Source organism: Methanocaldococcus sp., from assembly GCF_024490875.1.
Lineage (GTDB): Archaea > AGJL01 > Methanococci > Methanococcales > Methanocaldococcaceae > Methanocaldococcus.
Map to the genome: position 1 here is coordinate 1 of NZ_JACCLX010000008.1, position 26,011 is coordinate 26,011.

Genomic DNA, 26,011 nt, shown 5'->3' on the forward strand with positions numbered 1-26,011 from the left:
CATCCCCTTTGGGGCTTGATTTTAAACAGGACACAATTTGAAGAGATAATTTTCTAAAATTACTTTATTATTCTCCTTTATATAGGGGTTATAGTTCGGAGGGTCAATTACCCTTGTTATTTATATACCTCTGAACTTATATATAAATTTTTCTATTTTGATTTATTTGCTTAAAAATCCTTTAAATTTTTATTATTATATTAATTTATCGGGGAAAATTGAAGATAAAAACAATTAAATAAAATCTCCAAAAAATCTCAATAATTTAATAAAATTAAATATTCAAATTAATCAAAACAGGTGACCCTTCGAAATTTGATAAAATCCCCTAAAATTTAAAAATATTAAATTAAAACCCCCTAAATCAAAAAATAAAAATTTTTAGCAAGGGAAGATTAATTGTAAATTTAACGAATAATACTGACACCTGAGAAAATCTCGATCTAAATATTACTAAATCATATAAATGACAAAAAAATATTACAATAATATGAAAAATATCAAAATTGTAATATTATTATAATAAAAAACAAATTTTTTTATGATTTAATATTATCAAGTTCCGAGTATGAGTATTATTCATTATAAAAATAATATTCCAAACATATTTATATATACTTAAACGATAGTTATTTTAGTTAATCAAGATATGTAGGGATTATTATGAAGATTTCTATATGTGGAAAAGGTGGATGTGGAAAAAGTACAATAACTTCTTTAATTGCTAAAGAATTTGCTAAAAGAGGTTATAATGTTTTAGTAATTGATGGAGATGAATCTAATATAAGTTTGCATAAATTTTTAGGAATAGATCAGCCAAAAGATTTTATAGAATACTTAGGCGGTAGAAAAAAATTTATGCAAAAGATAAAATCTAAAAAAAATGTTGATTTATTTGATGAAATGACAATTGACGATTTACCAAAAGATTACATAGTTGAGAAAGACAATATAAAACTTTTAGCTATGGGTAAAATCCACGATTTTGGAGAAGGTTGTGCATGTCCAATGGGTGTTTTATTGAGAGAACTATTAAAGAGTTTAAAGTTAAAAGATAATGAAATAGTTATCGTAGATACTGAGGCTGGAATTGAGCATTTTGGTAGAGGTGTAGAGGGAGGCTGTGATGTTATCATAGCAATTATTGACGCAACTTATGAGTCTATAAGATTGGCAAAAAAAATAGAGGAAATTGGAGAAAAACTTGGTAAAAAGGTTTATTTCATAGTAAATAAGGTAGATGATGAAACAAAAGACATAATTCTTGAAAATATTAACAAAGATAAAGTAATAGCTATAATTCCTACAAACAAAGATATAGTAAAATTGTGTCTAAGAGGGGAAGAGCTAAATATTGAACTTCCAGAAATTAACAAAGTAGTCGAATTTTTAATTAACCAAAATTAAATCCTCTTTTTACCTATTAAATTCTAATAAAAGTATCTTTAAAAAATTAAATAATTTACTATTTTTAAAATTATCTTTATAATAATTAAAATATACCATAATATTTATATAGAAGTATCCTTAAAAATTATTAATCAAAAATTTTTTAATAACCATCAAGGTGGGAATATGGTAAAACCACATAAACCTGGAGAATTGGAAATGAAAGTTTATCCTGTAGGAGAACCCACGCCAGAAGGAATAAAGCCAGTTATCGTATTTTCTGGAATATATGTTTCAGTATGGTTTAGATGATACATACTTAAATGAAAATATACGTAATAAAATTAATGAAATATTGAAAAATGCTAATTATGATAAAAATAATCCATATGCATATAAAAATAGAAAAACTAGAGCAGCTTTTATTAAAAAATATGACAAAGACTCCGACAACGTCCATCCAGATGCAGATGCACCATTATATTACATAGAAATAACTTGTGAAAGTTGTATGGAGTTAAATGAAATTAAAAGTATGGTTGATAAAATACTATATGATATTAATTCAATAATAAGTGAATCAGAAGATAATGATTTATCTTCAATAGAATTATCTTTAGCAGATTATCGCAAAGCAATACATGTAAAATATTTCTATAATGTTCTTGCATGGAAACTAATATATACTAAAATTTCATCAGATGGATATTTAGACACTCCAAGAGAAAATAATTGGTTAGAGGTTTGGTGTGAAGCTAATTACTGCACTAAGGATAACAAATGGCATTGGTATTCATCACAACGTTATAAGCTAATGGATTATACCTCTGAAGAATTTGGTAAAGAATTTGATGTTTCAAATGGTTATCCATATTATGCCCTAATAGACAAAAAATCCAAAGAAATTACAGGCTTTAAATATTTTAATGGTGATGATGATTATACATACCCACCAAGATATGAAAGAAAATTTGGATATACATCGATTACAGGATGGCCAATAATATTATGGTCTGATAGTATATATCAATGGATGGTAAAATAGCTTAATCTTTTAACTTTTTTTATTATTTTATTCTAAATTAAGAGGGGGTCATTAATGAAATATTCAATACTAATTCTTTTCCTTGGAATTTTTTTATGTGTGCCAATAACCTTTGGAGAAAATATAAGTGGAGGATGGAGTTATAGTAGTAATTTTATTCATATTGATTCAATTTTAATGAGCGAAGATGGAAAATATATTGGAGTTGGAGTTTATGACCATACAGTTGATAAACTCTTTTATATATACCTCTTTGATAATAATGGGAAACTCATATGGACTTATAAAGAAAATTACTATTGTCCATTTACTATAACACCTAATGGAAAATATATTATAGTAGGGGATAAAAATAATATTTATTTATTTGAAAATAATAATAAATCCGTAAGAATGGTTTTTAGTTGTAATTTAGGGAAACATATATCTTCAATTTTTATAACTAAGGATGGAAAGTATATTTTAGCAGTAGATAACAATAGCAACATTTATTTTTTAAATCAAAAAAATGGATTGTTATGGTATAAAAATATAAGCAATAAAATTAACTCGATCTCTTTAATATCTGATGGAAAATACATTTTTATAAAATGTAAAAATAAAAATTATTTATTTGACAGAGAAGGTAATTTATTGTGGAATACAACAAAAATATCCTATGTAAGTACTAATGGAAGTTATGTCTTCTCAGTAGATTATAATAACAAAACGGTCTTGAAAGTTTATAATATTAGCAATGAAAAACTGTTATGGAGTTATGTTTTAGGAAATAATGAATATACAGTATTTGCAAATACTACATGGGTTACAAATTGGTATGATATTGATTCAATAAAAACATCTTCTGATGATAAGTATATCATTGTAATATATGATATTATTAGTGGAGAAGAGCCGGAAATAATTCCATCATGTAGTGGTATATTAGTATTTGACAATAAAGGTAAATTGCTATGGGAGAATCATACATACAGCGGGAATGTTATTACAGCATTTTCTATGACACCAGATGCTAAATATATAGTTATAGGAACTGGCTCTCCTCCACCATCATCTGCCTATGGAGGAAAAGTTTCAGCGAAAGTGCTATTATATAACAATAACGGAAGTTTATTGTGGAGTTCTATATGGGGGATTAGTTAATGATGTTTATATGAGTTCTGATGGAAAATATGTTGTTATTAAGTTATGGAATGGAATTAACTATTTTTATACAAATATTGGAAATACAAAAGAAGACAAAAACACGATAGATTTATAATATTATATATGCGATCTTATTAATAATTTGTTTAGTATTTGTAGGATTAACTAAAAATTATTTAATCAAATAATAACTTTTTTCCTCCTATTCTATCAAAATAATTTATATAGATGATATCTAATTTTATAAAATTAAATAAAGTGATTATTATGGTAGAGTTATTATCTCCTGCAAATAATATAATATGTCTAAAAACAGCTATTGATTATGGAGCTGATGCTGTTTATTGTGGTTTGAAAGAGTTAAATATGAGATCTAATGCAAAGAACTTTACAAGAGAGGAGTTAATTAAAGGAGTTAAATATGCTCACAATAATAATAAAAAGGTTTATCTCTGCACAAATACAGTTATTTATGAAAAAGATTTAAAAAAAGTTATGGAAATTTTAGATTTTGCAAATTCTGCTGAGGTTGATGCAGTTATTGTTTCAGACATTGGAACTATGCAGTTAGCCAAAGAGTATGGTTTAAGAGTTCATGCAAGTGTTCAATGTAATATAACAAATTCTTTAACAGCCAAATTTTACTCTAAATTTGTTAAGAGAGTTATATTATCAAGAGAATTAACTTTAAATCAAATAAGAGAGATTAGAAAAAATTTAAAAAAAGATAATGTAGATTTAGAATTAGAGGGCTTTGTTCATGGGGCTTTATGTGTTGCTATAAGTGGTAGATGTTTTTTAAGCTCTTATCTATTTAATAGGCATGCAAACTGTGGCGACTGCTTACAGCCATGTAGAAGAAGGTGGAAGTTAATTAATGAGCATTTTGATGGAACCTATGAAGTAGTTTGTGAAGGAAAATATCTGTTATCTCCAAAAGATTTATGCATGATAGAGCATATTCCAGAATTATTGGAGGTTTTTGATTCCTTTAAAATTGAAGGTAGATCTAAAAATGTAGATTATGTTATGAGAACAACAAAAATTTATAGAGAGGCAATTGATAGCGTTTTTGATGGAACTTACTATGAAAAACTCCCATACTTCAAAAAAGAACTTCAAAAAGTATATAATAGAGGATATGACACAGGATTTTATTTTAGAGATGTTAATAAAAGTCATGATTTCCAATACAATATAGAGGGTAATGCTTCAAAGTATAGAAAAATAGAAATAGGAAGAGTAGTTAATTTCTATAAAAAAGTTAGTGTGGCAGAAATTGAATTATGGGCTGATTTAAAAATTGGAGACACTATATTGATAGTAGGAAAAACAACTGGATGCGTTGAAGAAACAGTGAAATCAATGCAAATAAATCATAAAAATGTTGATGTGGCAAAAAAAGGAGATAGAGTTGGAGTTAAATTAAATCACTTAGTTAGGGAGGGAGATAGAGTTTATATATTAAAAGAAATTAGTAAATAGTTTGGGAGATAAAATGCTAATATTAGGAATATTTTATTTTTTATTGGGGCTTATTCTGTTATATTATGGAAGTGATTGGTTTGTATTAGGTAGTGAGAGATTAGCAAGGTATTTTAGTGTATCTAATTTCGTTATTGGTGCTACAGTAGTGGCTATAGGAACCTCTCTACCAGAAGTAATAACATCCGTTTATGCATCTTATACTCATATCTCTGGAATAGCGATTGGAAACGCTATCGGTTCATGCATTTGTAATATTGGAATAGTTTTAGGACTTAGTGCTATTTTAAATCCTATAAAGGTTAACAATAATTTAAGAAGTAATATACTCTTTTATCTTTTGTATGTTATTCTTACGGCAATCCTTGGAGTTAATGGATTTTCTTGGATTGATGGAACTATATTATTGCTAATTTTTTTAATATATTTAAGATGGACGATAAAAAATGGATATATTGATAACATAGAAATAGAGGAAATAGAGAAAGATATTGAAAAACATAATATTTCTTTAGCCTTTTCATTAGTTTTATCAATTGTTGGATTAATTGGTGTTTTAGTAGGGGCAAAACTATTTGTTGATGGAGCAAAAAATATAGCTATTGCTTTAAATATCTCTGATAAAATTATTGGATTTACCTTAGTAGCTTTTGGAACCTCAGTTCCTGAGTTGATGGTTTCATTAGCGGCGGCGAAGAGAAATTTAGGTGGCATAATATTAGGAAATGTTATTGGTAGTAATATGGCAGACATTGGAGTGGCTTTGGCTGTTAGTTGTTTATTTACCAATCTACCCTCAGCAAACATTCAAATGGTTATTTTAATAGTTATGAGTCTTTTAATATATCTATTTGCAAGATTTGGAAGGATTAATAGATTACATGGACTTATATTATTAATTCTCTATATACTTTCAATAGTAACATTAAGGATGGGATAATGGTAAAAATAAAGATTAAAAGATTTGATGGAAAAAAAGATTATTATGAAAGTTATGAAGTTCCAGAAGGTTTAACAGTGTTGGAGGCATTGGAATACATAAATAACAACTATGGAGCGAATATTTTGTTTAGAGCATCATGTAGAAATGGACAGTGTGGTTCTTGTGCAATGACTATAAATGGAGAGCCAAGATTGGCGTGTGAGACAAAAGTAGAGAATAATATGGTTATTGAACCACTAAAAGGATTTAAAGTTATTATAGATTTAATTGTCGATAGGGAATCATACTACAAAAAATTATTAAATATAAAGAATTATTTGGTAAGAAAAGAATATCCAGAAAATTTAGAGATAATTCCTCAAAAGTATGTTGAAAAAAATAAAGATTTAAGGGGATGTATTGACTGTTTATCCTGCCTATCTATCTGTCCATCAAGAGAAGTTAGTGAATATCCTGGACCAACATTTATGAGGCAACTTGCAAGGTTTGCCTTTGATAGGAGAGATGAAGATAATAGAGAAATAACTGCATATTTTGAAAATATTTATAATTGCACAACCTGTGCCAAGTGTGTTGAGGTTTGTCCAAAAGAGATTGACATAGTTCATAATGCAATAGAAAAATTGAGGGCGTTATCATTTAGTAAAGGTTATTTAATAAAGAATCACTTAAAAGTTAGAGAGAATGTTTTAAAATACAATAGGAGTGTTGTTGAGGAAGATACACCATTATTAAAGCAAGTAAATAATATTTATGAAGCAGAAAATGAAAAGTTAAGAGTAGCGTTTTTTACCGGCTGTTTGGTAGATTTCAGATTACAAGATGTTGGTAAAAATGCTATAAAAGTTTTAAATGCTCATGGTGTCTCTGTATATATACCAAAAGAGCAAGTTTGCTGTGGTTCTCCATTTTTTAGAACTGGACAGAGAGATATCGCTGAAAAGTTAAAAAAGAAAAATTTGGAGATATTTAATAAATTAGATGTTGATTATATAGTTACTATATGTGCTGGCTGTGGTTCAACATTAAAAAATGATTATAAAAATGAAAGAGAGTTTGAAGTTAAGGATATTACAGAGGTTTTAACTGATGTTGGCTTATTAAAATACAAACCACTGAAAATTAGAGTAACCTATCACGATCCATGCCATTTAAAGAGGGGACAGGGAATAGATGAGCAACCAAGAAAAATAATTAAGAGTATTCCAGAAATTGAATTCATAGATATAGAGGCGAGATGTTGTGGAGCTGGAGGAGGAGTGAGAAGTGGAAAGCCAGATATTGCATACTTAATTGGTAAAAGAAGGGCTAAGATGATTTATGATACTAATGCAGATGCAGTAATTACAGTTTGCCCATTTTGTGAGTATCACTTAAAAGATTCCTTAAAAAAATACAAAGAAGAAAATAACTTAAAAAAAGACATAGAAGTTATGAATATTGTTTCATTACTAAGTAAAGTGATTTAAAATAATTCTAAATTCCAACATATATTTTTTTGTCCAATACTTCTATAACTTCCTTTTCTCCTTCTGGCATCTCTTCAACTATTTCAATATAATCTCTATTAGCAATATCATTGCTTAAAACATTTAGTATATATTTTAATTCTTCATCATCAGTATAAATCTTTGCTTTAACCTTAAACTTCCTTGCCAATCTTGCAATATCTCTCAACGCTAACTTTGCCTCAGTGAGTAATTTTAAATACTCTTTTGCTTTTTTTAACTGTTCCTCTTTTCCAATTAAGACAGGATATTTTACATTATAAAATTCATCCTCTCTAACATCAAATTTTACATCACATAGTTCTATTAATCTGGCGATTATTGACTGAGGCAAACCTGGAGGAAGAACTAATTCCTTTTCATCAATATCATAGCATTTAAAATTAAAGTTACTCATAATATTTCCCCCAAATTATTCATTCTTAATGTGCATTTCAAATTCTACTTCTGACTTTGGCTTTATCTTTATAAGTATATAATTCTTCATTTCACTTCTTTTAATGTTTGCAATATCTTTCAAAATGTAATTTTTAACTTTAACTTCTTTTATATTATCAACAAATTTATCATAATCTAACTTAACTCTCAGACCATCCAACTGTGTAGCTATAGGCATAGGGGATAGTATAGAATATATTTCATCAACTTGCTTTTCAATTTCATCTTTAACGACTACTGGTGGAACGATTGGAGGATCGTAAGACAATTCTTTTCTTTTTTCATTTATAAGTTCAGTTATCACTTCAACCATTTTTCTTAAGGCTCTAATTTCTTCTCCATGTCTCAATCTATGACTTCTCCTTCCTAAATTACCAACATAAGGATAAGGAATATCTACCTTTTCAGGACCTCCAGTAACTACAACTGGAATATCTACATCAAATAAATGAGTTTTATCTTTAATACACGCTTCAAAATTACCCATTACATAAACAGCCAAATCATGCTCTTCTATTAATCTTTTCTCTTTTTCTCTTAATTGAGCAATATCTTTCCCTACTCCTCTTGCTAAGCCAATCATATTTGACTTTGCTCCAAATCTTCTTAAGTATTCAGCAACATCACAGGCAATATGGGGAAGATGATGCCTTGACAAACTTGGGGCTACAACTGCTATTTCAGTTCCAGCCAATGGTGTTTCTATTATCTTCCCCTTATACTTCTTAGCCTCTTCTTTAAGATTTTCTAATTCATTTTGTGGAATTGCTAATGTTATATAAACATCTAACTGCATAATATGTTCCTGTAAGATAAAACCCCCAATATCTTCAATCCATTCTTTGAAAATGTTGTTTTTATAAACTCCTCCTTCATATCTAACTATTTCATACATCAAAATCACCAACAGTTATTTACAGTTATTTATTGTTTTTATTTTTACATATTTTCTGTTTTTCTATTAATATCTTTCTAACTGAATATGATACATGATGAGCAATATTTATAGCTTCAAACTCTCCCTGTGTCTTTGGATGAATAACTTCTTTTTTTAAATTTTTAAAATAGTTGATATTATATCCTTAGATATATTAAAGAATTCCCCTTTTTCACAAAGGATATAGTCAAAATCTTTCCCAATTTTTTCAATTAGTTCTTTAACCTCTTTAATAATATCTCTCAACTTTTGAGATTCTTTCTCTTTAACCATAATATCTATTTTTTCAACATGGACAATTCTATCTGCCTTAATTTCTACTAAAACTCCAGCATAGACTCTAAAAAATTTATCATCTTCGTGATGTCTTCCAGAAATATCTATAGCCAATACTTTAATCTTATCACCTCAAAATAAAACTAAATAATATATACTAAACTTAAAAGTAGATGTTTATATATTGTTATAATAGCATGTAATAATGGAATGTTATATATTTGTGAATAGTAATATATTGCCCAATCTATAGGTTCTAACATTCCAGCAATGAAAATAAAAATAAATGAACATAAAATTAATGCCATAATTTTTTTGTAAGATATATTTTTTTTAACTATTGGACAAATTTTGTTTGCTATTTCTAATCCTACAACTATGGCTATTGCAAATCCTAAAAATTCAAATAAACCATGAGGTAAAACAACGATTAAATCTAAATATTTAAGATTTATACCAATTAATCCAGTTAGAGGATTTATAACAGTGAATACAAACAGTATAAATAAATATTTTGTGTAGTTTTTAATTATCTCTTCTTTTTCTTTAATTGATCTTACTTTCTCTAAATCTTTTTTATATAAATATCCAAGAGTAGCTAAAGCAAAAATTATAATTAAACAACTGGTAAAATTAGAAATTATATAAGATAGAGAATAATCTAAATACATATTTTTAACGCCAACTGTTTTTGATATTGTATGAGAAACAGTAGTAAATTTAGCCGTTCCAATAGTTTGAGCAACTTTGGCTGGTTTTAATATATAATTATTTTTTAAAATAGATGATAAATATAATAAAAATTTTCCAAGTGAAAATGAAAATAAAAACCCAATCCAACATAAGAGATATGTTATAAAAACTTTTTTAATAATATTTAAAGACAGATATTTTATAAAATAATCTATCAATTTTTCCTTCATATTTTCACTAAGTAATTGTTAAATCATTCTTATAGGTCTTATTGCCCCACAAGCCATACATTTAAGTAAATGAACTCTTCCCTCTTTGATAATTTTAGTATCAGGCTTACCGCACTCTCTACAAATAACATATTCTTTTAGAAAATCATTAATTCTTGATTTCAATAGTTCTGGGTTGATTTTTCTTTGAAGTATTAATCTACCTCCCTCTAAGTTACCAGCACTACCAGTTTCCTTTAAAAGATACTTAGCAAAAAACTCCTCATCCCTATTAACTGCCTTAGCTAATTCTCTAAAGTTTCTAATTATAGTTCTATTTCCTTCTATTAATATTTCAATTGGAGGGAGTTCAAATCTATCTTTCTGAAAAACATAATCTGGAATCTGACTTCTTGCTCTCTTTAATAATGCTTTATAATCATAATAATCGATATTTTCAATACTCATATTATCACCAAATATAAAATAGAAAAAAATTTTATTTAATTCTTTTTCCATTAACTTTTTTGTTTTGCCATGAGTATTTTCTCATTCTTTTATTTGGATAACCACATGCAGCACATCTCTTTTTTCTTACATGGTATGCTCTTCTACCACATCTTCTACATCTAATGTGATATGAACCTTTGTTTCTTTTACCCATTGATGGAGTACCTTTTGACATAATTTATCACCTTAAAATCTTAATTAGTGTTTATTTTTCACCTATCTAAAAAATAATAAAAATTTTTTTTATTTAAGATTAAAATATTAAATGATGTAATATAATATTGTGCTATTTAAACTTTACTTTTATTGCGATATATTTCTGATTATATAAATGCTGAACCATAAAATTTATATATCACTTCTTTATAGTTAATGTATGCAAAGTATCTGATAGGATGTAAAGAGCCGGGGTAGTCTAGGGGCTAGGCAGCGGACTGCAGATCCGCCTTACGTGGGTTCGAATCCCACCCCCGGCTCCATTTTTTTATAGATTTTTTAAATAACTAATTTACTAACTTTCTTTTTTTGTTTTTTTTATAGTAGAAATAATAAGATATAAATATAACCTTATCAAATTATTACTAAGTTTTTAATTTATTTAAAATTTAGAATTAAAAATTATAATTAGAGGTGTAAAAATGGTAACTGTCTATGATGTTCCAGCAGATAAATTAATTCAAAAAACTGCTGAAAAATTAAAAGAAATGGATATAGAAGTCCCAGAGTGGGTTCCTTTTGTTAAAACAGGGGTTAGTAGAGAGAGAAGACCTGAGCAAGAGGACTGGTGGTATATTAGATGTGCTTCTATTTTAAGAAAAATATACATATACGGCCCTGTTGGAGTTTCAAGATTAAGAACTGCCTACGGTGGAAGAAAGAACAGAGGACACGAGCCAGAGCACTTTTATAAGGGTAGTGGAAATATTATAAGGAAAGCCTTACAAGAATTAGAAAAATTAGGTTTAGTTGAAAAGAGACCAGAAGGAAGAGTAATAACTTCAAAAGGTAGAAGTTTCTTGGATAACATTGCCAAAGAAGTTTATGACGAAATAGTTAAAGAAATCCCAGCTCTTGCTAAATACTAAGGGGATATTTTATGGATATTGAAGAAATTAAAAGAAAAAAACTTCTTGAATTACAAAAAAAATTAGCTGAACAACAACAGCAAGAAGAGGCATTGTTAGAGGCTGAACTTCAAAAAAGAGCATTATTAAGAAAAATACTAACTCCTGAAGCCAGAGAAAGATTAGAGAGAATAAGATTAGCAAGACCAGAGTTTGCTGAAATGGTAGAAGTTCAATTAATCCAACTTGCTCAACTTGGAAAATTACCAATTCCTCTAAAAGATAAAGAATTTAAAGCATTACTTGAAAAATTAAGTGCAATGACTAAGAAGAAGAGAAATATTAAAATCATTAGAAAGTGAAACAGTATGGATGCTTATGTTCTATTTAGTGGAGGGAAGGATAGTTCCCTATCGGCGGTTATATTAAAAAAACTTGGATACAATCCTCATCTAATAACAATAAATTTTGGGATTATTGACTCATATAAACTGGCTGAGGAGACAGCCAAGATTTTGGGATTTAAGCATAAAGTTATAACATTGGATAGAAAAATTGTTGAAAAAGCGGCTGATATGGTTGTTGAATATAAATATCCCTCTCCTGCAATACAGTATGTTCATAAAACTGTCTTAGAAACATTGGCAGATGATTACAAGATTTTAGCAGATGGAACAAGAAGAGATGATAAAGTTCCAAAACTTAACTATTCAGAAGTTCAAAGTTTAGAGATGAGGAAAAATATTCAATATATAACACCACTTATGGGTTTTGGATATAAAACTTTGAGAGATTTGGCAAACGAATTCTTTATAATGGAAGAGATAAAAAGTGGAACTAAACTAAGTTCTGATTACGAGGCTGAAATTAGACATATTCTTAAAGAGAGAGGAGAAGATCCTAAAAAATATTTCCCTGAACATAAACAAACAAGAGTAGTTGGCCTAAAAAAGAAAATTTAGGTGAGAAAAATGGGAAGCAACAAGCCATTAGGAAAAAAGTTGAGATTGGCTAAGGCATTAAAGCAGAATAGAAGAGTTCCATTGTTTGTTATTGTTAAAACAAGAGGATCTGTAAAATATCATCCAAAAATGAGATATTGGAGAAGAACTAAATTAAAGGCATAATTTATATAGAGTATTGTTTTTTATTTTCATATATATAAAACACTTCTCCTTTGTACGATTTTAATTTTAATCCTTCTATAACTTCCTCATTTAAGAGAGGTCTTATTATTAAATTGGCATTAACTTTTTTTGATAAATTTAAAATATATATCTGTAAATCTCTTGGAGGCCTTATGGAATATATTAAATCAATATTTTTATACATTTCAATATTTGGATTAAATAGATTATCCTCATAAGCGTTTAATCCCAACAATTTACCTTTTTCAACAGATTTTTTATTAATATCTGTAACCATTACATCAAAATACTTACTTAACTCTTTTGCAATGTCAAATTTAAAACCAATCCCAACCTCAGCAATTTTTTTGGATTTGTATTTTTCTGCATAATTTTTTATAAATTCAACTATTGTATCTATATTCATTTTATCACTTTAATAAAGTAATATTTCTTTCCATAAATTTCTATATATTCTAAATTTTCACTATTTTTTAATGCATATAGATACTTTCCAACCTCTGAAATATGCAATCCCAAAGCGTTTGATAAATCTTCAACTGTGCATGGTCTTATTTTTAATATTGATGAAATTCTTTCGAGAATATTAGAATTCAACGACTCTTTATATTTCTTTGGACTTTTTTTACATATTATAAATGCTTTTTCCCCGAGAATTTCTTTAATCTCTTTTAACCTCTCATACTTTACTTTTTTTGCATACTTTTCGCATGGAGGTCTTATTGGAGTGTTTATTTCAATATTCTCTGGATTTATTTTATTAAATATCTCTTTGAGTTTGTATATTGTTTCATCATCGTCATTTATCCCTTCTAAAACCATTAGCTCTATATTTAAGATAGTTTCATCTGCCTCTCTTCTAAATTTAATCAATCCTCTAATAACATCTTTAAGTTTTATCTTTGTCCTATGAATTTTTTCGAACATTTCTTGATTTGTTGAAGTTAAAGTTGCAGAAACTAAATCAGCATTTTTTAATGCATCTCTAACAGATTTATAGTTCATCAATGATGAGTTAGTTATAACACAAATTGGTATATTGAATTCTTTTAATCTTTCAATAGATTCTTTTAAATAAGGAGATAATGTTGGCTCTCCACTACCAGCAAAAGTTATGTAATCAATATTTGGATTTTCAGAAACTATCTTTTTGACTTCTCTATATATGTCTTCATCAGTTGGAAACTTTTCTAAAACTTCCTTTGGAATTTCTTTTGGAGAATTTAATAGATATCTCGTCCTTCCGAGTTGGCAGTATATACAGTTAAATGTGCAAGTGTAATAAACTGGATCTATTCCTAAGGATAAACCTAACCTTCTCGAAGGAACTGGACCATAGACGAACATTTTTTATCACTATAAATTTATTTATTATTTTGTTTATTTTCTCTTTTTGATAGAAGGAAATAAATTATTGCCCCTATAATTCCTAAAAACCAAACTACTAAAAGCCACAATATTTTTTCAATTGTCTTTAAATCATCTCTTTTTATAATGTCCAATACAACTATTATAAAAACAAATATTTTTATTATCCACCATATAAATCCAAAAAATGCAAAATTAAAGAATGGAAATCCATAAAAGCCATAATTATACCCCCAAGGAGGACACATTGGAGGATACCACATTTTTATATCACCTTAACTTAATATTATAATTAATCTCCCCTATATTGCATTTTCTCAGTTTCGCTTATTTGAGTTATGTCTATCCCTTTCATAGCTTCTCCTAAGTTCTTACTAACTTCTGCGATAATCTCTGGTTTATCGTAATTGTATGTTGCTTCAACAATTGCCTTTGCCCTTTCTAATGGATTCTCTGACTTAAATATTCCTGAACCTACGAATACTCCATCAGAACCAAGTTGCATCATTAATGCCGCATCTGCTGGTGTAGCAACTCCACCAGCGGCGAAATTAACTACTGGTAATCTGTTTAATTTCTTAACTTCTAATAAAACTTTATACAATCCATCGATAATTTCTGATAATGTATATCCTTCATAAACTACCTCATTTTCTAAAACTGTTGGATTTAATCCCATACTCTCTCTAACTGTTTTAGATAGTTCTGCATATCTTTGAGCATAAAATTTAGCAACTCCATAAACTTCTTCATCGCTCATTCTTTGTAGTTGAGCTATAGCTTCATTCATCAATCTCATATGTCTAACAGCCTCAACTATATTTCCAGTTCCTGCCTCTCCTTTTGTTCTTATCATTGCCGCTCCTTCCCAGATTCTTCTAACTGCCTCTCCCAAGCTTCTTGCCCCACAAACAAATGGAACGTTAAATTTTTTCTTATATATGTGGAAGAATGGGTCTGCCTGGGTTAAAACTTCACTTTCATCAATCATATCCACTCCAATTGCTTCTAAAACTTCTGCCTCTTTTGTATGTCCAATTCTACACTTAGCCATGACAGGAATTGAAACTGCATCCATTATTTCCTCAATTAAAGCTGGGTCTGACATTCTTGCAACTCCACCAGCTGCCCTAATATCTGCAGGAACTCTTTCTAAAGCCATAACTGCTACAGCCCCTGCCTCTTCAGCTATTTGAGCTTGTTCAACATTAGTAACGTCCATAACTACTCCATGTTTAACCATTTTGGCAAATCCTTTTTTTAATAAATCAGTTCCTTTTTTCATACTATCACTCTAAAAAATTTTTATTTTAATTTTTGATAATTATTTATATATATATCAATTATTTTTTTTGCTATGCTCTCTCCATCTAAGCCATAGTATTTTAATAACTCATCAGCCTTTCCACTTTTTCCAAATACATCATTTATTCCTATTCTTAAAAGTTTTTTGTTTAGACCTTTTGATGCAATAACCTCAGATACAGCCCCTCCTAAACCTCCGATAATACTGTGATCTTCAACTGTAACAATAAAATCTTTTGATTTTTCTATAATCTTTTCATCTATTGGTTTTATTGTAGCCATCTCTACAATTTCAGCAGAGATTCCATTTTCTTTTAAAATCTCTGCCGCCCTTAAAGCTTCTGGTACTTCTTCTCCTGTTGCTATTATAGTTAAATCATCACCATCATTTAAAATTTTCCCTTTCCCAATCTCAAATATAGCCTCTTCCTCATTTTCATAAATTATCTCAGTATCTCTTCTTGGCATTCTAACATAAACTGGCCCTTTATACTCTGCTATGGTTCTAATCACATTTTTTGTGTGATAGTAATCAGTTGGAGCAATAACTACCATGTTTGGAATAACCCTCATTATAGCAATATCCTCACACATTTGATGAGATGCTCCATCCTCTCCAACAGTTATTCCTGCGTGTGTTGCAACTACTTTAACATTTAACTTAGGATATGCCACTAAGTTCCTTATTATCTCCCATGCTCTTCCACTGGCAAACATTGCAAAAGATGAAGCAAAGACAATTTTTCCAGTAGTAGCCAAACCTGCTGCCATACCTATCATATTTTGCTCTGCCACTCCTGCATTAAAAAATCTATCTGGAAATTCCTTAGCAAACATCGCTGTCTGTGTAGAGCCAGATAGATCAGCATCTAAAACTACAACATTTTCATATTTTTTTCCTAACTCTATGAGTGTTTCTCCATAACCTTTTCTCATTCCTTTATAAACTCCACTCAACTTAACCATAATTTTCCACCTAACAATTAATCTTTATTAATATTAAAATTTTTAGTCAAAAAGTTCTGATTTTCTATATTTAAAGCTTTTAAGGCTGATTCTCTTAAATTTTTAACAGCTGTTTTAACATCGTCACTTCCAAATATTGCTGATGCTGCAATTAATACATCTGCTCCTGCTTTAACTGCTAATGGGGCAGTTTCAACATTTATACCCCCATCAACAAAGATTTTTGTATCATAACCATTTTCGACTATCATACTCTTCAATTTTCTAATCTTTTTTGTCATCACTGGAATAAACTTCTGTCCTGAAAAACCTGGCTCAACTGTCATAACTAAAACTCCATAAACTTCATCTAAAATATATTCTATCATATCCAAAGGTGTTGCTGGATTTAAAGCAACTATTGGCTCAGCTCCAATGCTTTTAATCTTATTTATAATTCTAAATGGAAATCTTACAGCCTCTATATGGAAAGTTATATAATCCATTTCTTCAAATTCATTAATAAATAAATCAACATTCTCAACCATTAAATGAACATCAATAGGGAGGTTTGTTAATTTTTTAACATGTTTTGCAATCCCAATACCCATACTTATATTTGGAACAAAATGCCCATCCATCATATCCACATGGAAGAAATCAACTCCTGCTTCTTCAGCCTTCTTAATCTCTTCCTTTAAATGCCCAAAATCCGCAGATAATATTGAGGCTCCAATTTTAATCATTTAAACCACCAAAAAGCAATAATAAAAACTAATAAAATCGTTATTATTCATTTTCCAACTCTTCTAATGCTTGTTTTAACTGCTCTTCATTTGGAGCTTTTCCATGAAATCCAACATTATGTTCCATAAATGAAACTCCTTTACCTTTAATTGTATAGGCTATAATCATTTTTGGCTTTCCATTTTTTAAACTTTTAGCCATTTCAACAGTATTTATAATTTCTTCAAAGTTATGGCCATCTATTTCAAAAACATCCCATCCAAATGCCTCAAATTTAGCTTTTAAATCCCCTAAACTCATAACATCTTCAGTATTCCCATCTATTTGTAGCATATTTCTATCTATAAATGCAATTAAGTTGTCTAATTTGTAATGAGATGCTGCCATTGCCGCTTCCCATACAATGCCTTCTTGGCATTCTCCATCTCCCAATAATACATAAATATAGTTGTTTAATTTATCTAATCTACAACCCAAAGCCATTCCAACACTTGCTGAAAACCCTTGCCCTAATGAACCTGTACATATCTCTATTCCAGGAGTATCCATTGAAGGATGTCCTTGTAATTTTCCTTCTAATCTTCTTAATTTCCAAAGTTCTTCTTCTTCAATAAGTCCTAATTCAGAGAATACTGCATACAATGCTGGAGCCGCATGTCCCTTACTTAAAACAAACCTATCTCTATCTTTTTTATAAGGATTTTTTGGGTCGTAATTCATTATTTTAAAATATAAAGATACAATTATATCAGTTGCTGATAAACTTCCCCCTGGATGTCCTGACTTTGCTAATCCAACCATTTTAACGATTTTATATCTAACCCTTTTTGCAATTTTTTTTAGTTTTTCAATTTCATCTTTATCAACTTTATTGTTCATATTTTCCACCTTTTTATTAGTTAAATTTCAAAAACATTGTGTAATTTAAAATAAAAAATCCATAAAATTGCTTTATACAAAAATAACTAATAGTTATATTTAAAACTTACTTTAATATTAAAATTTAAAAAATTAAAAAAATTTTATCCTTTAATAACACCTAATGGTTTCATTCTTGCAACTTTTAAAGATATTCCTGCTATATGGCATGTATCAGCCACTAAATCTATGTTTTTATAAGCATCTGGTGCTTCCTCAGCCAATACTGCCTTTGAATCACTCAATGCAATAATTCCCATCTCAGCCAATTTTCTTTGAATCTCTCTACCTTTCCACAACTTTAATGCCTTTGCTCTACTTAACTTTCTACCTGCACCATGAGCGGTAGAACCAAAAGTTTCTCTCATTGCTATTTTAGTTCCTCTCATTAAATATGATGCTGTTCCCATATCTCCTGGAAGTAATACTGGTTGTCCAATATCTCTATACTCTCTTGGGATCGCCTCGTGCCCTGGTGGAAATGCCCTTGTGGCTCCTTTTCTATGAACTATAACATTAACCCATCTATTATCAATTTTATGCTTCTCTCTCTTTGCAATGTTGTGTGCCACATCATAAACTATACTCATTTCTAAATCCTCAGCATGTATTTTAAATACTTCCTCAAAGCTCTCTCTAACCCAGTGAGTAATCATCTGTCTATTTGCCCACGCATAGTTTGCTCCACAACACATTGCCTTAAAGTAACTCTGCCCTTCTTCTGATTCAAATGGAGCACATGCCAATTGTCTATCTGGAAGTTTAATTCCATATATTTTTGCGGCTTTTTCTAAAATTCTTAAATAATCTGTGCAAATTTGATGACCCAACCCTCTTGAACCTGTATTACTAACTATGAAATTATTTGCAATGAAGTTATGATTTTCGTTATCTATTGTTAAATCATAAACTATATCTATGTTTTCTTTAACTTCTTCTACTGATACTACAATATCCCATAAGGTTAAGTCCCCGTTAGAATACTTTGATATATATGTGTCAAATTTCTCCATTTTTGTTTTTCTATATTTGTATGAAGTTATTAGTAATTTTTCTTCACTTATTCCAGTTTCAATTGACTCTTGTTTTATAATTTTTTTCTTGTATATGTAATATTGTAATGATTTCATTAGCATTGACTGTCTCTTCTTATTGTATTCGTATCCAATTTTACTTGCAAATTTTATAACATTATCTATTTTTCCACTCAATTTTAGTATTATTTTGTAACTTGTTTTTCCATCTTTTCTTTTGGTGTATGGTTTTACATAGATACTTTCTTTAATATCGAATTCTTCTAATAATTGTTTAATTTCTTCCATAAATTTAATTCCATTATCTACTAAATCCTCAACTTTATTTAAAGACACTTTTAGGTTTTCTACTCTATATGGTTCATTTTTTCTTGGACTAACAATATTCATTTCAGCCCCGAAATATCCAGCTAAGAACAATCTTTTTATCCATTTTGGACTTTGTTTTATCCATTCTGGGACAGAGAATGGAATATCTGATTTTTTACCATATGGAACTCCCAATGCTTTTAGGAATATGGCAAAGGATGGGGCTCTAACTACTAATTGATATCCTTCTCCCTCAAAATTATGCTTTATTAGGTCTCCATTACTATTAATGTGAGTTATTTCTGATTTATGTTTCTTTAATTTTACTAATGTTGATGAAAAGCCCAACTCTTCCAAATCAGATTTTATTTCATTTAATACATCTAAATTATCAATAAATTTAACTGTTGGTCTTTTTCCACCTATCCATGCATCACCAATGGCATATCCTACCAATCTTGCAATAATTCCTATCTTTTCATGGTTTAATTTTAGAGGTAGTAATCCTTTTTTCTTTAGATTTTTAATCATTCTTGGAGTTCCCCCTGCTTTAATGATATCTTCCTCATCTACTATTGTAATATCGTCTGGTTTTTCATACTCAACACCTTCAAATGGATATATTAAGACTAAATCATCTATCTTTAAGTCTTTACATTGTTTCCATCCTGAGGGTGTCCATATTGGATGGTCTTCTGTGCAAATAAGTTCTTTTCCAGTGAAAGTTTTTATTTTATATATTTTCTTATTATTTTTGAATTTCCAAAACTTTTTAATTTTTGCTGGAATTAATGTTTTATTTTCTTTGTCATAGATTAGAAGTTTAACTTTATCATAACAGTTTTCTAAATCTTTAATTTTTACATAATATCCATATTCAGTCATTATTTTTGCATCTTCCGGTAGGCAATGCACCATAACAACGACTTGATTTTCCTCTATTCCATAAACTTCTGCCGCTTCTTCATCAAATACTCTCTCAACATACTGAACTTCTAAGAAGTGATTTCCACTACCTAAGCTACCTAACTGAACTCTTCCTCTCTCTTTTGCCTTATCTGATACATAAGAAGAATCTGCCTCCTCTTCTATACATCCATTCTCTTCAATAAACTCTAAATCTTCTTTCCAACCATAACCCTCTCTAACAGCCCATCTAACTCCTTCTTCTAAAACTTCGTCCATCACACTCTTACTGAACTTTATAATCCCTTTACTACCTAAACCAGAAGGAACATTTTTAAATAATGTTTTTATAAGCTCTTTTATTTTTGGTTCTACATCATCTTTTGTTAAATTGGTTCTTATTAATCTAACTCCACAGTTGTGAACAACTATATTGTTTGCTATAAAGTTATGCTCCTTGCTTACAATTCCAACATCATATAATTTTGATTTGTAAGGAATCTCTTCAATTTTTATTATTTTATCTATTACAAATCCTCCTCTAACCCCATATTTTTTAATAAATTCTTCAAACTTTGGGAATTTTGTTGAAACCCTTACATCATCTAACTTTTCATATATTGCTCTTTCAATTAACCTTCTGTTTATAAACTCATTTCTGAATTCATCCATCTTTAAAATTTCTGAAATAGATAACCCCTTGTTATATAGTTCTTTTGCTTTTTCAACACATTTCTTCCTTATCTCTTTTATAGCATCTTTTCTCTTTAAGTATTCATAAGATAATAATCCAATAACTTTCTTTTCTTCTGCATATTCATAGTTTATTTTTCCTAAGAAGTTTCTTATACTCTCTTCTTCAACAATTGCTAATCTATATGAAACTCTTCCATCTAATGATTTTATCTCATAAATTACACTTTCAATTTCAAATTCTTTCAACAAATGCTTAATTTCATTTAAAAACTCTAAAATGTTATCTTTTACCTCTGACATTGTTAGGTTTATTGGCAATGGTGTGTAGTTTTTAAACACTACTCTACTCCCATCTGCTCCAAACAAACCAGCCAAGAAATTCCTCTTTACCCATTTTGGTGCTTTTTTTATCCACTCTGGAACATTATATTTTTGTTCTGTCTTTTTACCAATTGGCATTCCTAATTTATGCATAAACAACGCAAATGCCTTTGAAGTTATTTTTATATAGTTGTCTTCACATAAACTTGTATATTCATCTCCATAAGCATTTTTTATCTCAATTTCTCTCTTCCTTAAATATATTTTTGAAGATTTTATTCCCAATTTCTTTAAATCTTCTTTAATCTTAATAAGTGTCTCTCTCTTTCCATAGAATTCTAAATATAATTTACCTCCATTCTCTTTAACTATACTTCCATCTCCATAAGCAAAGCCCAACAACCTTGCAATAATTCCAATATTTCTATTGTTCATTTTAAATGGTAATAAATTCCTATCTTTTAGATATTTAATTATTTGTTTATCACAATCTGCAAAATCTTTTTCATCTAATATTACTTCATCTGATGGTTCTTCATATTCAACGCCTTCAAATGGATAAACTATTATATTATCTCCTTCTTTTAGCATACCCATTGAAACATAGCCATTTAATGTTAAAACTGGATGGTCTTTACTACCCTCTAAGATTCTTCCAGATTCTGTTTTTATTCTTATTATTTTTTCTTCTGCATCCCTTTCAGAAACAAATAATATATTAGAAGATTTTTCTTTTCCTTCCTCTGTGTTGTAAATCTTAACATACAAATCTAACTTTTCTTTTAGTTTTTCCAATTTTATGAAATATCCGTCTTCTGTTAATATTTTCGCCTCTGGGGTAAGGCAATTTATATCAAAACCTACTCCTCCGGGGCTTATAACCCCCTCTCTCTGGTCAAAAGCCGCTACTCCTCCGATACAGTTTGAAACTAAGAAGTTATCTGCTATAAAGTTGTGGTCTTTGTGATTTATAGTAAAGTCATAAACCTCCTCTATATCATCAACTTCCTCTATACTTTCAATCTCATCCCAAATTAGTCCATCTCCGACCTTTTTTTCTTTAATAAATTCTTCAAATCTTGGGAATTTTGAGGAAATTCTTATCTCATTAATATCTTTTCCATTTTTTAATTTATTCCAAACATCTTTGACAAATCTTTCATCTGACTTATCTACATTTAATAGTTTTATAATTTCTGAAAGTTTTTTTCCTTTTTTAAATAATTCTTTTACTTTTTCTACGAGTTCTTTTTTTCTATTTATTTCTCTTTCTCTATACTTTATATATGCCACTGCATAACATCCGAGTTCTTGTTTCTCTCTATTGTATTCATAGCCAATCTTAGACCATAGATTTATTAAGTTCTTAGAAGTTCCATTTATTGTTAAAACATATCTAACTGTCTCTACACCATCCTTTCCTTTGTGTGTTGAATTTCTCTTTTTAATTGTTGCTTCAATACCAAATTCACTTAACAATTTGGCAATATTTCCTAAGAATTTTAAAGCATCTTCTTTAATTTTTACATCTTTAACCATTTCTAATGTTGGGAATGTAAAGAGGGCTTTCCTATCTTTTCTTGGATATGGTTTTCTTAACTCTGCTCCAAAGAATGACGCTAAAAATAATCTCTTCTGCCATAATTTACATTTAAATATCCATTTTGGAAAGTCATATCCTTTTAATGTCTTATTACCTATTGGAACTCCCAAAGTATTGAGATAAACCAATAAACTGGATGAATTTACTACAAAGAAGTAGCAATTATTCTTTTCATAAACTTTTGAAGGAGTGTATCCTAATTTTATAATATCTTTTCTAATCTCCTCTAAGTCATTTGGATTTTTTGAAGAAAATTGAATTATTCCATCTTTTCTTTTCCCTATGAAGTTCATAGAGCCATCTCCAAAGATAAAGCCTATAATTTTTAATAGGTAAGGTAGTTTTTTATGATTGTATGTTAATGGAATTAAGCCCTTTTCTTTCAATTTCCTTAAAATTATTTCTTTACTCTTTTCACTTAACTTTAAGTCATTCATACATTCAATTATATCATTCTCATCAATAATTATCTCATCTGATGGCTCCTCATATTTAATTCCTTCAAATGGATAAATTCCTATAAAATCACCAATCTTTAAGTGTTTGAGTTCTATCATTCCATTTGGTGTATAGAAAGGATGGTCTTCTGTGGCTATTGTTTCATATCCTAATTTTGTCTTAACTCTATAAACTTTACAGTATGGTTTTAATTTGAAGAACCTTTCAACATCTGTATTTTCTATTTTTTTGTCTTCTGTATTGAAAACCTTAACTTTTTCATCTTTTAAGTTTTCGTAATCTTTTATTTTATAGTAGAAACCATATTCTGTTAATACTTTTGCATTTGGATGAAGACAAAATCCATATCCGTAATGCACATCAGGCATAGCGATAGAATATTTATAAATTCCAGGGAGACATGCAACATTAGCTATTTGTTCTAAAACCTCTGGCTCTAACTCATCTAAAAGAATCTCATTTAAATATATCCTTCCAGGAACTCTCATACATTCTTTATAACCCTTAGGTAATTCCCAAACTACATCAGAAACTCTCTTTAAAATACTTTTAATATCAGTCATAATTCTCACCATATAATCATTAAAACCTTTATTCTATTAATTATATTAGCGTTGATCTAACTTAAATATTTTATCTCTCATTTAAAAATTCTTTAATCCTTTTTAAACCCTCTTTAATGTTTTCATATGAATTTGCATAACTTATTCTAATACAATTCTTTCCTTTACTTCCAAAACCTATTCCAGGAGTTAAAGCAACATATTTTTCTTTCAATAATTTGTAAGTAAATTCTCTACCATCCTCTTCAATGTTTGGAAAGACATAATAGGCAGCAATTGGATTATTAACTTTCCATCCAAAATATTTAACATATTTTAAAACCAATTTTCTCCTTCTATTAAATTCTTTTATCATATTATTTATTTCTTTTTCAGTTTCTTTTTCAAATGCCTTTAACGCGGCATATTGAGACATTGTTGGGGCAGAGATAAATAAATTTTGCTGTAATTTTAATACTCCTTCAATAATTTTCTTATTTGATATAACATAACCAATTCTCCATCCAGTCATCGCATATAATTTAGAGAATCCATTAACCAATATTGTTTTTTCCAAATTTTCATCAAACTCAATTGCTGAATAGCATTTTCCTTCATAAACTAAGCCGTTGTAGATTTCATCTGAGATAATGTAAGGAATATATTCATAAGCAAATTCATAAATCTCTTTATCTATAACCTCTCCTAATGGATTAGATGGGGAATTTATGATTATTGCCTTAGTTTTATTAGATATTGCCTTTTCTAAACTTTCAACTGTAAAATCACAAAATACTGGTTTTCCCCCTAAAAACTTAATAAAATTTTTATAACATGGATATGAGGGATTTTGAATTAAAACTTCATCTCCCTCATCAATTATTGAAGATAGAGCAAAAAATAAACCTAAGGAACTACCTCCTGTAATGATTATGTTATCTGGATTTATATCTGCTTTATATTTATTTTTATATAAATTACTAATCTTTTCTCTTAACTCTAAAATCCCTCTACTGTCTGTATAATGAGTAAATCCTTCTTTTAAAGATTTAATTCCCTCTTCAACTATTGACTTTGGAGTATTAAAATCTGGTTCCCCTATTTCCAAGTGTATAACTTTATGCTCCTTTTCTAATTTTTGAGCTAATGATAAAATATCCATAACTTCAAAAGATTCAAAATTTAAAAGTCGCTTTGATAGCATTATACATCACCATTATAAATATTAAAAACAAACAATTATTAATTATTAATACCAATAAATTCAACCTAAATCAAATATCTTACTATGGTGACATAAAATGATTATTGCTGTTAGTGGAAAAGGAGGAGTAGGAAAGACTGTATTTACAACACTGTTAATTAAAGCGTTATCGAAAAAAACAAACAGTATCTTAGTTGTAGATGCTGATCCCGACTCAAATTTACCAGAAACCTTAGGTGTTGAGGTAGAAAAAACTGTTGGAGACATTAGAGAGGAATTAAAAAGGTTAATTGAAAAAAATGAAATACCCTCAGGAATGACAAAATTTGATTATTTAAAAAGTAAAATATACGAAATTTTAGTTGAGACAGATAATTATGATTTATTGGTTATGGGAAGACCAGAAGGTAGTGGTTGTTATTGTAGTGTAAATAACTGGCTAAGGCAAATAATTGATAATTTATCTAAATATTATGAATTTGTTGTTATAGATACAGAAGCGGGTTTAGAGCATCTTAGTAGGAGAACTACTCAGAATGTAGATGTTATGATTGTTATAACTGATGCATCAAAGAGAGGTTTAGGGACTGCTAAGAGAATAAAAAAATTGGCAAATGAGTTAGAGGTTAAATTTAAATATATTTATGTAGTGGCAAATAAAGTTAAGCCAGAGTATGAAAAATTAATTGAAGAATATGCAAAGGAACTTGGATTAAATTTGATTGGAAAACTACCATACAATAAAGAGATAGCAGAGTATGACTTAAAAGGTATTCCTCTCTGGAACCTTCCAGAGGATAATGAGGTTTATAAAAAAGTTGAAGAGATATCTGAGAAAATAATTAAAAAATAAAAAATTTTTA

26 protein-coding genes, 1 tRNA gene and 1 pseudogene are annotated in these 26,011 nt (G+C 28.8%); 13 read left to right on the forward strand and 15 right to left on the reverse strand.

The genetic code is table 11. The features are described 5' to 3' along the window. Window positions 1-663: 663 nt before the first annotated feature. The 7 genes from HZY31_RS01665 to tfrB all read left to right on the forward strand — a co-directional run bounded on the left by HZY31_RS01665 (window position 664) and on the right by tfrB (window position 7,477). Window positions 664-1,407, forward strand: coding sequence for an ATP-binding protein (locus tag HZY31_RS01665; protein ID WP_297317746.1), 744 nt, complete (start codon window positions 664-666; stop codon window positions 1,405-1,407). A 168-nt stretch (window positions 1,408-1,575) separates the two neighbouring features. Then, entirely contained in the window at window positions 1,576-1,701 is a 126-nt protein-coding gene (locus HZY31_RS01670) for a hypothetical protein (protein WP_297317747.1), read from the forward strand. Further along, on the forward strand, window positions 1,679-2,434 hold the full coding sequence (locus tag HZY31_RS01675; RefSeq protein WP_297317748.1) for a hypothetical protein: 756 nt from the start codon (window positions 1,679-1,681) through the stop codon (window positions 2,432-2,434). Before HZY31_RS01670 ends, HZY31_RS01675 begins: the two co-directional genes overlap by 23 nt. Window positions 2,435-2,488: 54 nt before the next feature. After that, a complete protein-coding gene (locus HZY31_RS01680; protein WP_297317749.1) occupies window positions 2,489-3,577 on the forward strand; it encodes a WD40 repeat domain-containing protein in 1,089 nt (362 codons plus the stop codon). Between the two features lie 270 nt (window positions 3,578-3,847). Further along, window positions 3,848-5,065, forward strand: a complete 1,218-nt coding sequence (locus HZY31_RS01685; protein ID WP_297317750.1) for a U32 family peptidase — start codon at window positions 3,848-3,850, stop codon at window positions 5,063-5,065. Window positions 5,066-5,078: 13 nt separating this feature from the next. Further along, window positions 5,079-6,005 carry a calcium/sodium antiporter gene (locus HZY31_RS01690; protein WP_297317751.1) on the forward strand — a complete coding sequence of 309 codons (927 nt, stop codon included), beginning with the start codon at window positions 5,079-5,081 and terminating at the stop codon, window positions 6,003-6,005. Continuing rightward, window positions 6,005-7,477 carry a fumarate reductase (CoM/CoB) subunit TfrB gene (gene tfrB / locus HZY31_RS01695; RefSeq protein ID WP_297317752.1) on the forward strand — a complete coding sequence of 491 codons (1,473 nt, stop codon included), beginning with the start codon at window positions 6,005-6,007 and terminating at the stop codon, window positions 7,475-7,477. The genes HZY31_RS01690 and tfrB overlap by 1 nt, the downstream gene beginning before the upstream one ends. A 7-nt stretch (window positions 7,478-7,484) precedes the next feature. Here the strand turns inward: tfrB and HZY31_RS01700 are convergent, their stop codons facing one another. From HZY31_RS01700 to HZY31_RS01725, 6 genes and pseudogenes are all read right to left on the reverse strand, one after another. Continuing rightward, window positions 7,485-7,913 carry a hypothetical protein gene (locus HZY31_RS01700; protein ID WP_214399363.1) on the reverse strand — a complete coding sequence of 143 codons (429 nt, stop codon included), beginning with the start codon at window positions 7,911-7,913 and terminating at the stop codon, window positions 7,485-7,487. A gap of 15 nt (window positions 7,914-7,928) precedes the next feature. Next, window positions 7,929-8,849 carry a methanogenesis marker 7 protein gene (locus HZY31_RS01705; RefSeq protein WP_297317753.1) on the reverse strand — a complete coding sequence of 307 codons (921 nt, stop codon included), beginning with the start codon at window positions 8,847-8,849 and terminating at the stop codon, window positions 7,929-7,931. A gap of 25 nt (window positions 8,850-8,874) precedes the next feature. After that, a pseudogene (locus HZY31_RS01710) lies at window positions 8,875-9,281 on the reverse strand (DUF2209 family protein). A 29-nt stretch (window positions 9,282-9,310) separates the two neighbouring features. Continuing rightward, the gene (locus HZY31_RS01715; RefSeq protein WP_297317754.1) at window positions 9,311-10,090 is read right to left on the reverse strand and encodes a hypothetical protein; all 780 of its coding nucleotides are present in this window, start codon (window positions 10,088-10,090) and stop codon (window positions 9,311-9,313) included. A gap of 18 nt (window positions 10,091-10,108) precedes the next feature. Beyond that, complete coding sequence (locus HZY31_RS01720; protein WP_297317755.1) at window positions 10,109-10,537, reverse strand: translation initiation factor IF-2 subunit beta; 429 nt, start codon at window positions 10,535-10,537, stop codon at window positions 10,109-10,111. Window positions 10,538-10,568: 31 nt separating this feature from the next. Beyond that, entirely contained in the window at window positions 10,569-10,754 is a 186-nt protein-coding gene (locus tag HZY31_RS01725; RefSeq protein ID WP_297317756.1) for a 50S ribosomal protein L37e, read from the reverse strand. A 229-nt stretch (window positions 10,755-10,983) separates the two neighbouring features. On the opposite strand from HZY31_RS01725, the gene HZY31_RS01730 reads away from it, so the two are divergent. From HZY31_RS01730 to HZY31_RS01750, 5 genes are all read left to right on the forward strand, one after another. Next, window positions 10,984-11,058, forward strand: a tRNA-Cys gene (locus HZY31_RS01730). Between the two features lie 159 nt (window positions 11,059-11,217). Next, on the forward strand, window positions 11,218-11,664 hold the full coding sequence (locus tag HZY31_RS01735) for a 30S ribosomal protein S19e (protein WP_297317757.1): 447 nt from the start codon (window positions 11,218-11,220) through the stop codon (window positions 11,662-11,664). 11 nt (window positions 11,665-11,675) lie between these two features. Beyond that, on the forward strand, window positions 11,676-12,005 hold the full coding sequence (locus HZY31_RS01740; RefSeq protein ID WP_297317758.1) for a DNA-binding protein: 330 nt from the start codon (window positions 11,676-11,678) through the stop codon (window positions 12,003-12,005). Window positions 12,006-12,011: 6 nt separating this feature from the next. Beyond that, window positions 12,012-12,605 carry a DUF7411 family protein gene (locus tag HZY31_RS01745; RefSeq protein WP_297317759.1) on the forward strand — a complete coding sequence of 198 codons (594 nt, stop codon included), beginning with the start codon at window positions 12,012-12,014 and terminating at the stop codon, window positions 12,603-12,605. Between the two features lie 9 nt (window positions 12,606-12,614). Then, window positions 12,615-12,770 carry a 50S ribosomal protein L39e gene (locus HZY31_RS01750; RefSeq protein WP_297317760.1) on the forward strand — a complete coding sequence of 52 codons (156 nt, stop codon included), beginning with the start codon at window positions 12,615-12,617 and terminating at the stop codon, window positions 12,768-12,770. A 1-nt stretch (window position 12,771) separates the two neighbouring features. On the opposite strand, the gene HZY31_RS01755 is transcribed toward HZY31_RS01750, so the two are convergent. The 9 genes from HZY31_RS01755 to HZY31_RS01810 all read right to left on the reverse strand — a co-directional run bounded on the left by HZY31_RS01755 (window position 12,772) and on the right by HZY31_RS01810 (window position 25,148). After that, window positions 12,772-13,197: a UPF0146 family protein gene (locus tag HZY31_RS01755; protein ID WP_297317761.1), complete on the reverse strand. Its 426-nt coding sequence runs from the start codon at window positions 13,195-13,197 to the stop codon at window positions 12,772-12,774. Beyond that, window positions 13,194-14,138, reverse strand: coding sequence for a radical SAM protein (locus HZY31_RS01760; RefSeq protein ID WP_297317762.1), 945 nt, complete (start codon window positions 14,136-14,138; stop codon window positions 13,194-13,196). Before HZY31_RS01760 ends, HZY31_RS01755 begins: the two co-directional genes overlap by 4 nt. A gap of 17 nt (window positions 14,139-14,155) precedes the next feature. Then, window positions 14,156-14,422, reverse strand: a complete 267-nt coding sequence (locus HZY31_RS01765; RefSeq protein ID WP_297317763.1) for a PLD nuclease N-terminal domain-containing protein — start codon at window positions 14,420-14,422, stop codon at window positions 14,156-14,158. 29 nt (window positions 14,423-14,451) lie between these two features. Beyond that, window positions 14,452-15,444: a pyridoxal 5'-phosphate synthase lyase subunit PdxS gene (pdxS, locus tag HZY31_RS01770; protein ID WP_297317764.1), complete on the reverse strand. Its 993-nt coding sequence runs from the start codon at window positions 15,442-15,444 to the stop codon at window positions 14,452-14,454. A 20-nt stretch (window positions 15,445-15,464) separates the two neighbouring features. Next, window positions 15,465-16,430, reverse strand: a complete 966-nt coding sequence (locus HZY31_RS01775; protein ID WP_297317765.1) for a transketolase family protein — start codon at window positions 16,428-16,430, stop codon at window positions 15,465-15,467. Window positions 16,431-16,447: 17 nt separating this feature from the next. Further along, window positions 16,448-17,155, reverse strand: a complete 708-nt coding sequence (gene rpe / locus HZY31_RS01780) for a ribulose-phosphate 3-epimerase (protein WP_297317766.1) — start codon at window positions 17,153-17,155, stop codon at window positions 16,448-16,450. 43 nt (window positions 17,156-17,198) lie between these two features. Further along, the gene (locus tag HZY31_RS01785; RefSeq protein ID WP_297317767.1) at window positions 17,199-18,035 is read right to left on the reverse strand and encodes a transketolase; all 837 of its coding nucleotides are present in this window, start codon (window positions 18,033-18,035) and stop codon (window positions 17,199-17,201) included. A gap of 143 nt (window positions 18,036-18,178) precedes the next feature. Further along, window positions 18,179-23,965, reverse strand: coding sequence for an RtcB family protein (locus HZY31_RS08140; protein ID WP_463671213.1), 5,787 nt, complete (start codon window positions 23,963-23,965; stop codon window positions 18,179-18,181). Window positions 23,966-24,035: 70 nt separating this feature from the next. Continuing rightward, window positions 24,036-25,148, reverse strand: a complete 1,113-nt coding sequence (locus HZY31_RS01810; protein WP_297317768.1) for a pyridoxal phosphate-dependent aminotransferase — start codon at window positions 25,146-25,148, stop codon at window positions 24,036-24,038. A gap of 97 nt (window positions 25,149-25,245) precedes the next feature. Between HZY31_RS01810 and HZY31_RS01815 the strand changes: the two genes are divergently transcribed. After that, the gene (locus HZY31_RS01815; RefSeq protein WP_297317769.1) at window positions 25,246-26,001 is read left to right on the forward strand and encodes an ATP-binding protein; all 756 of its coding nucleotides are present in this window, start codon (window positions 25,246-25,248) and stop codon (window positions 25,999-26,001) included. Window positions 26,002-26,011: the final 10 nt, after the last annotated feature.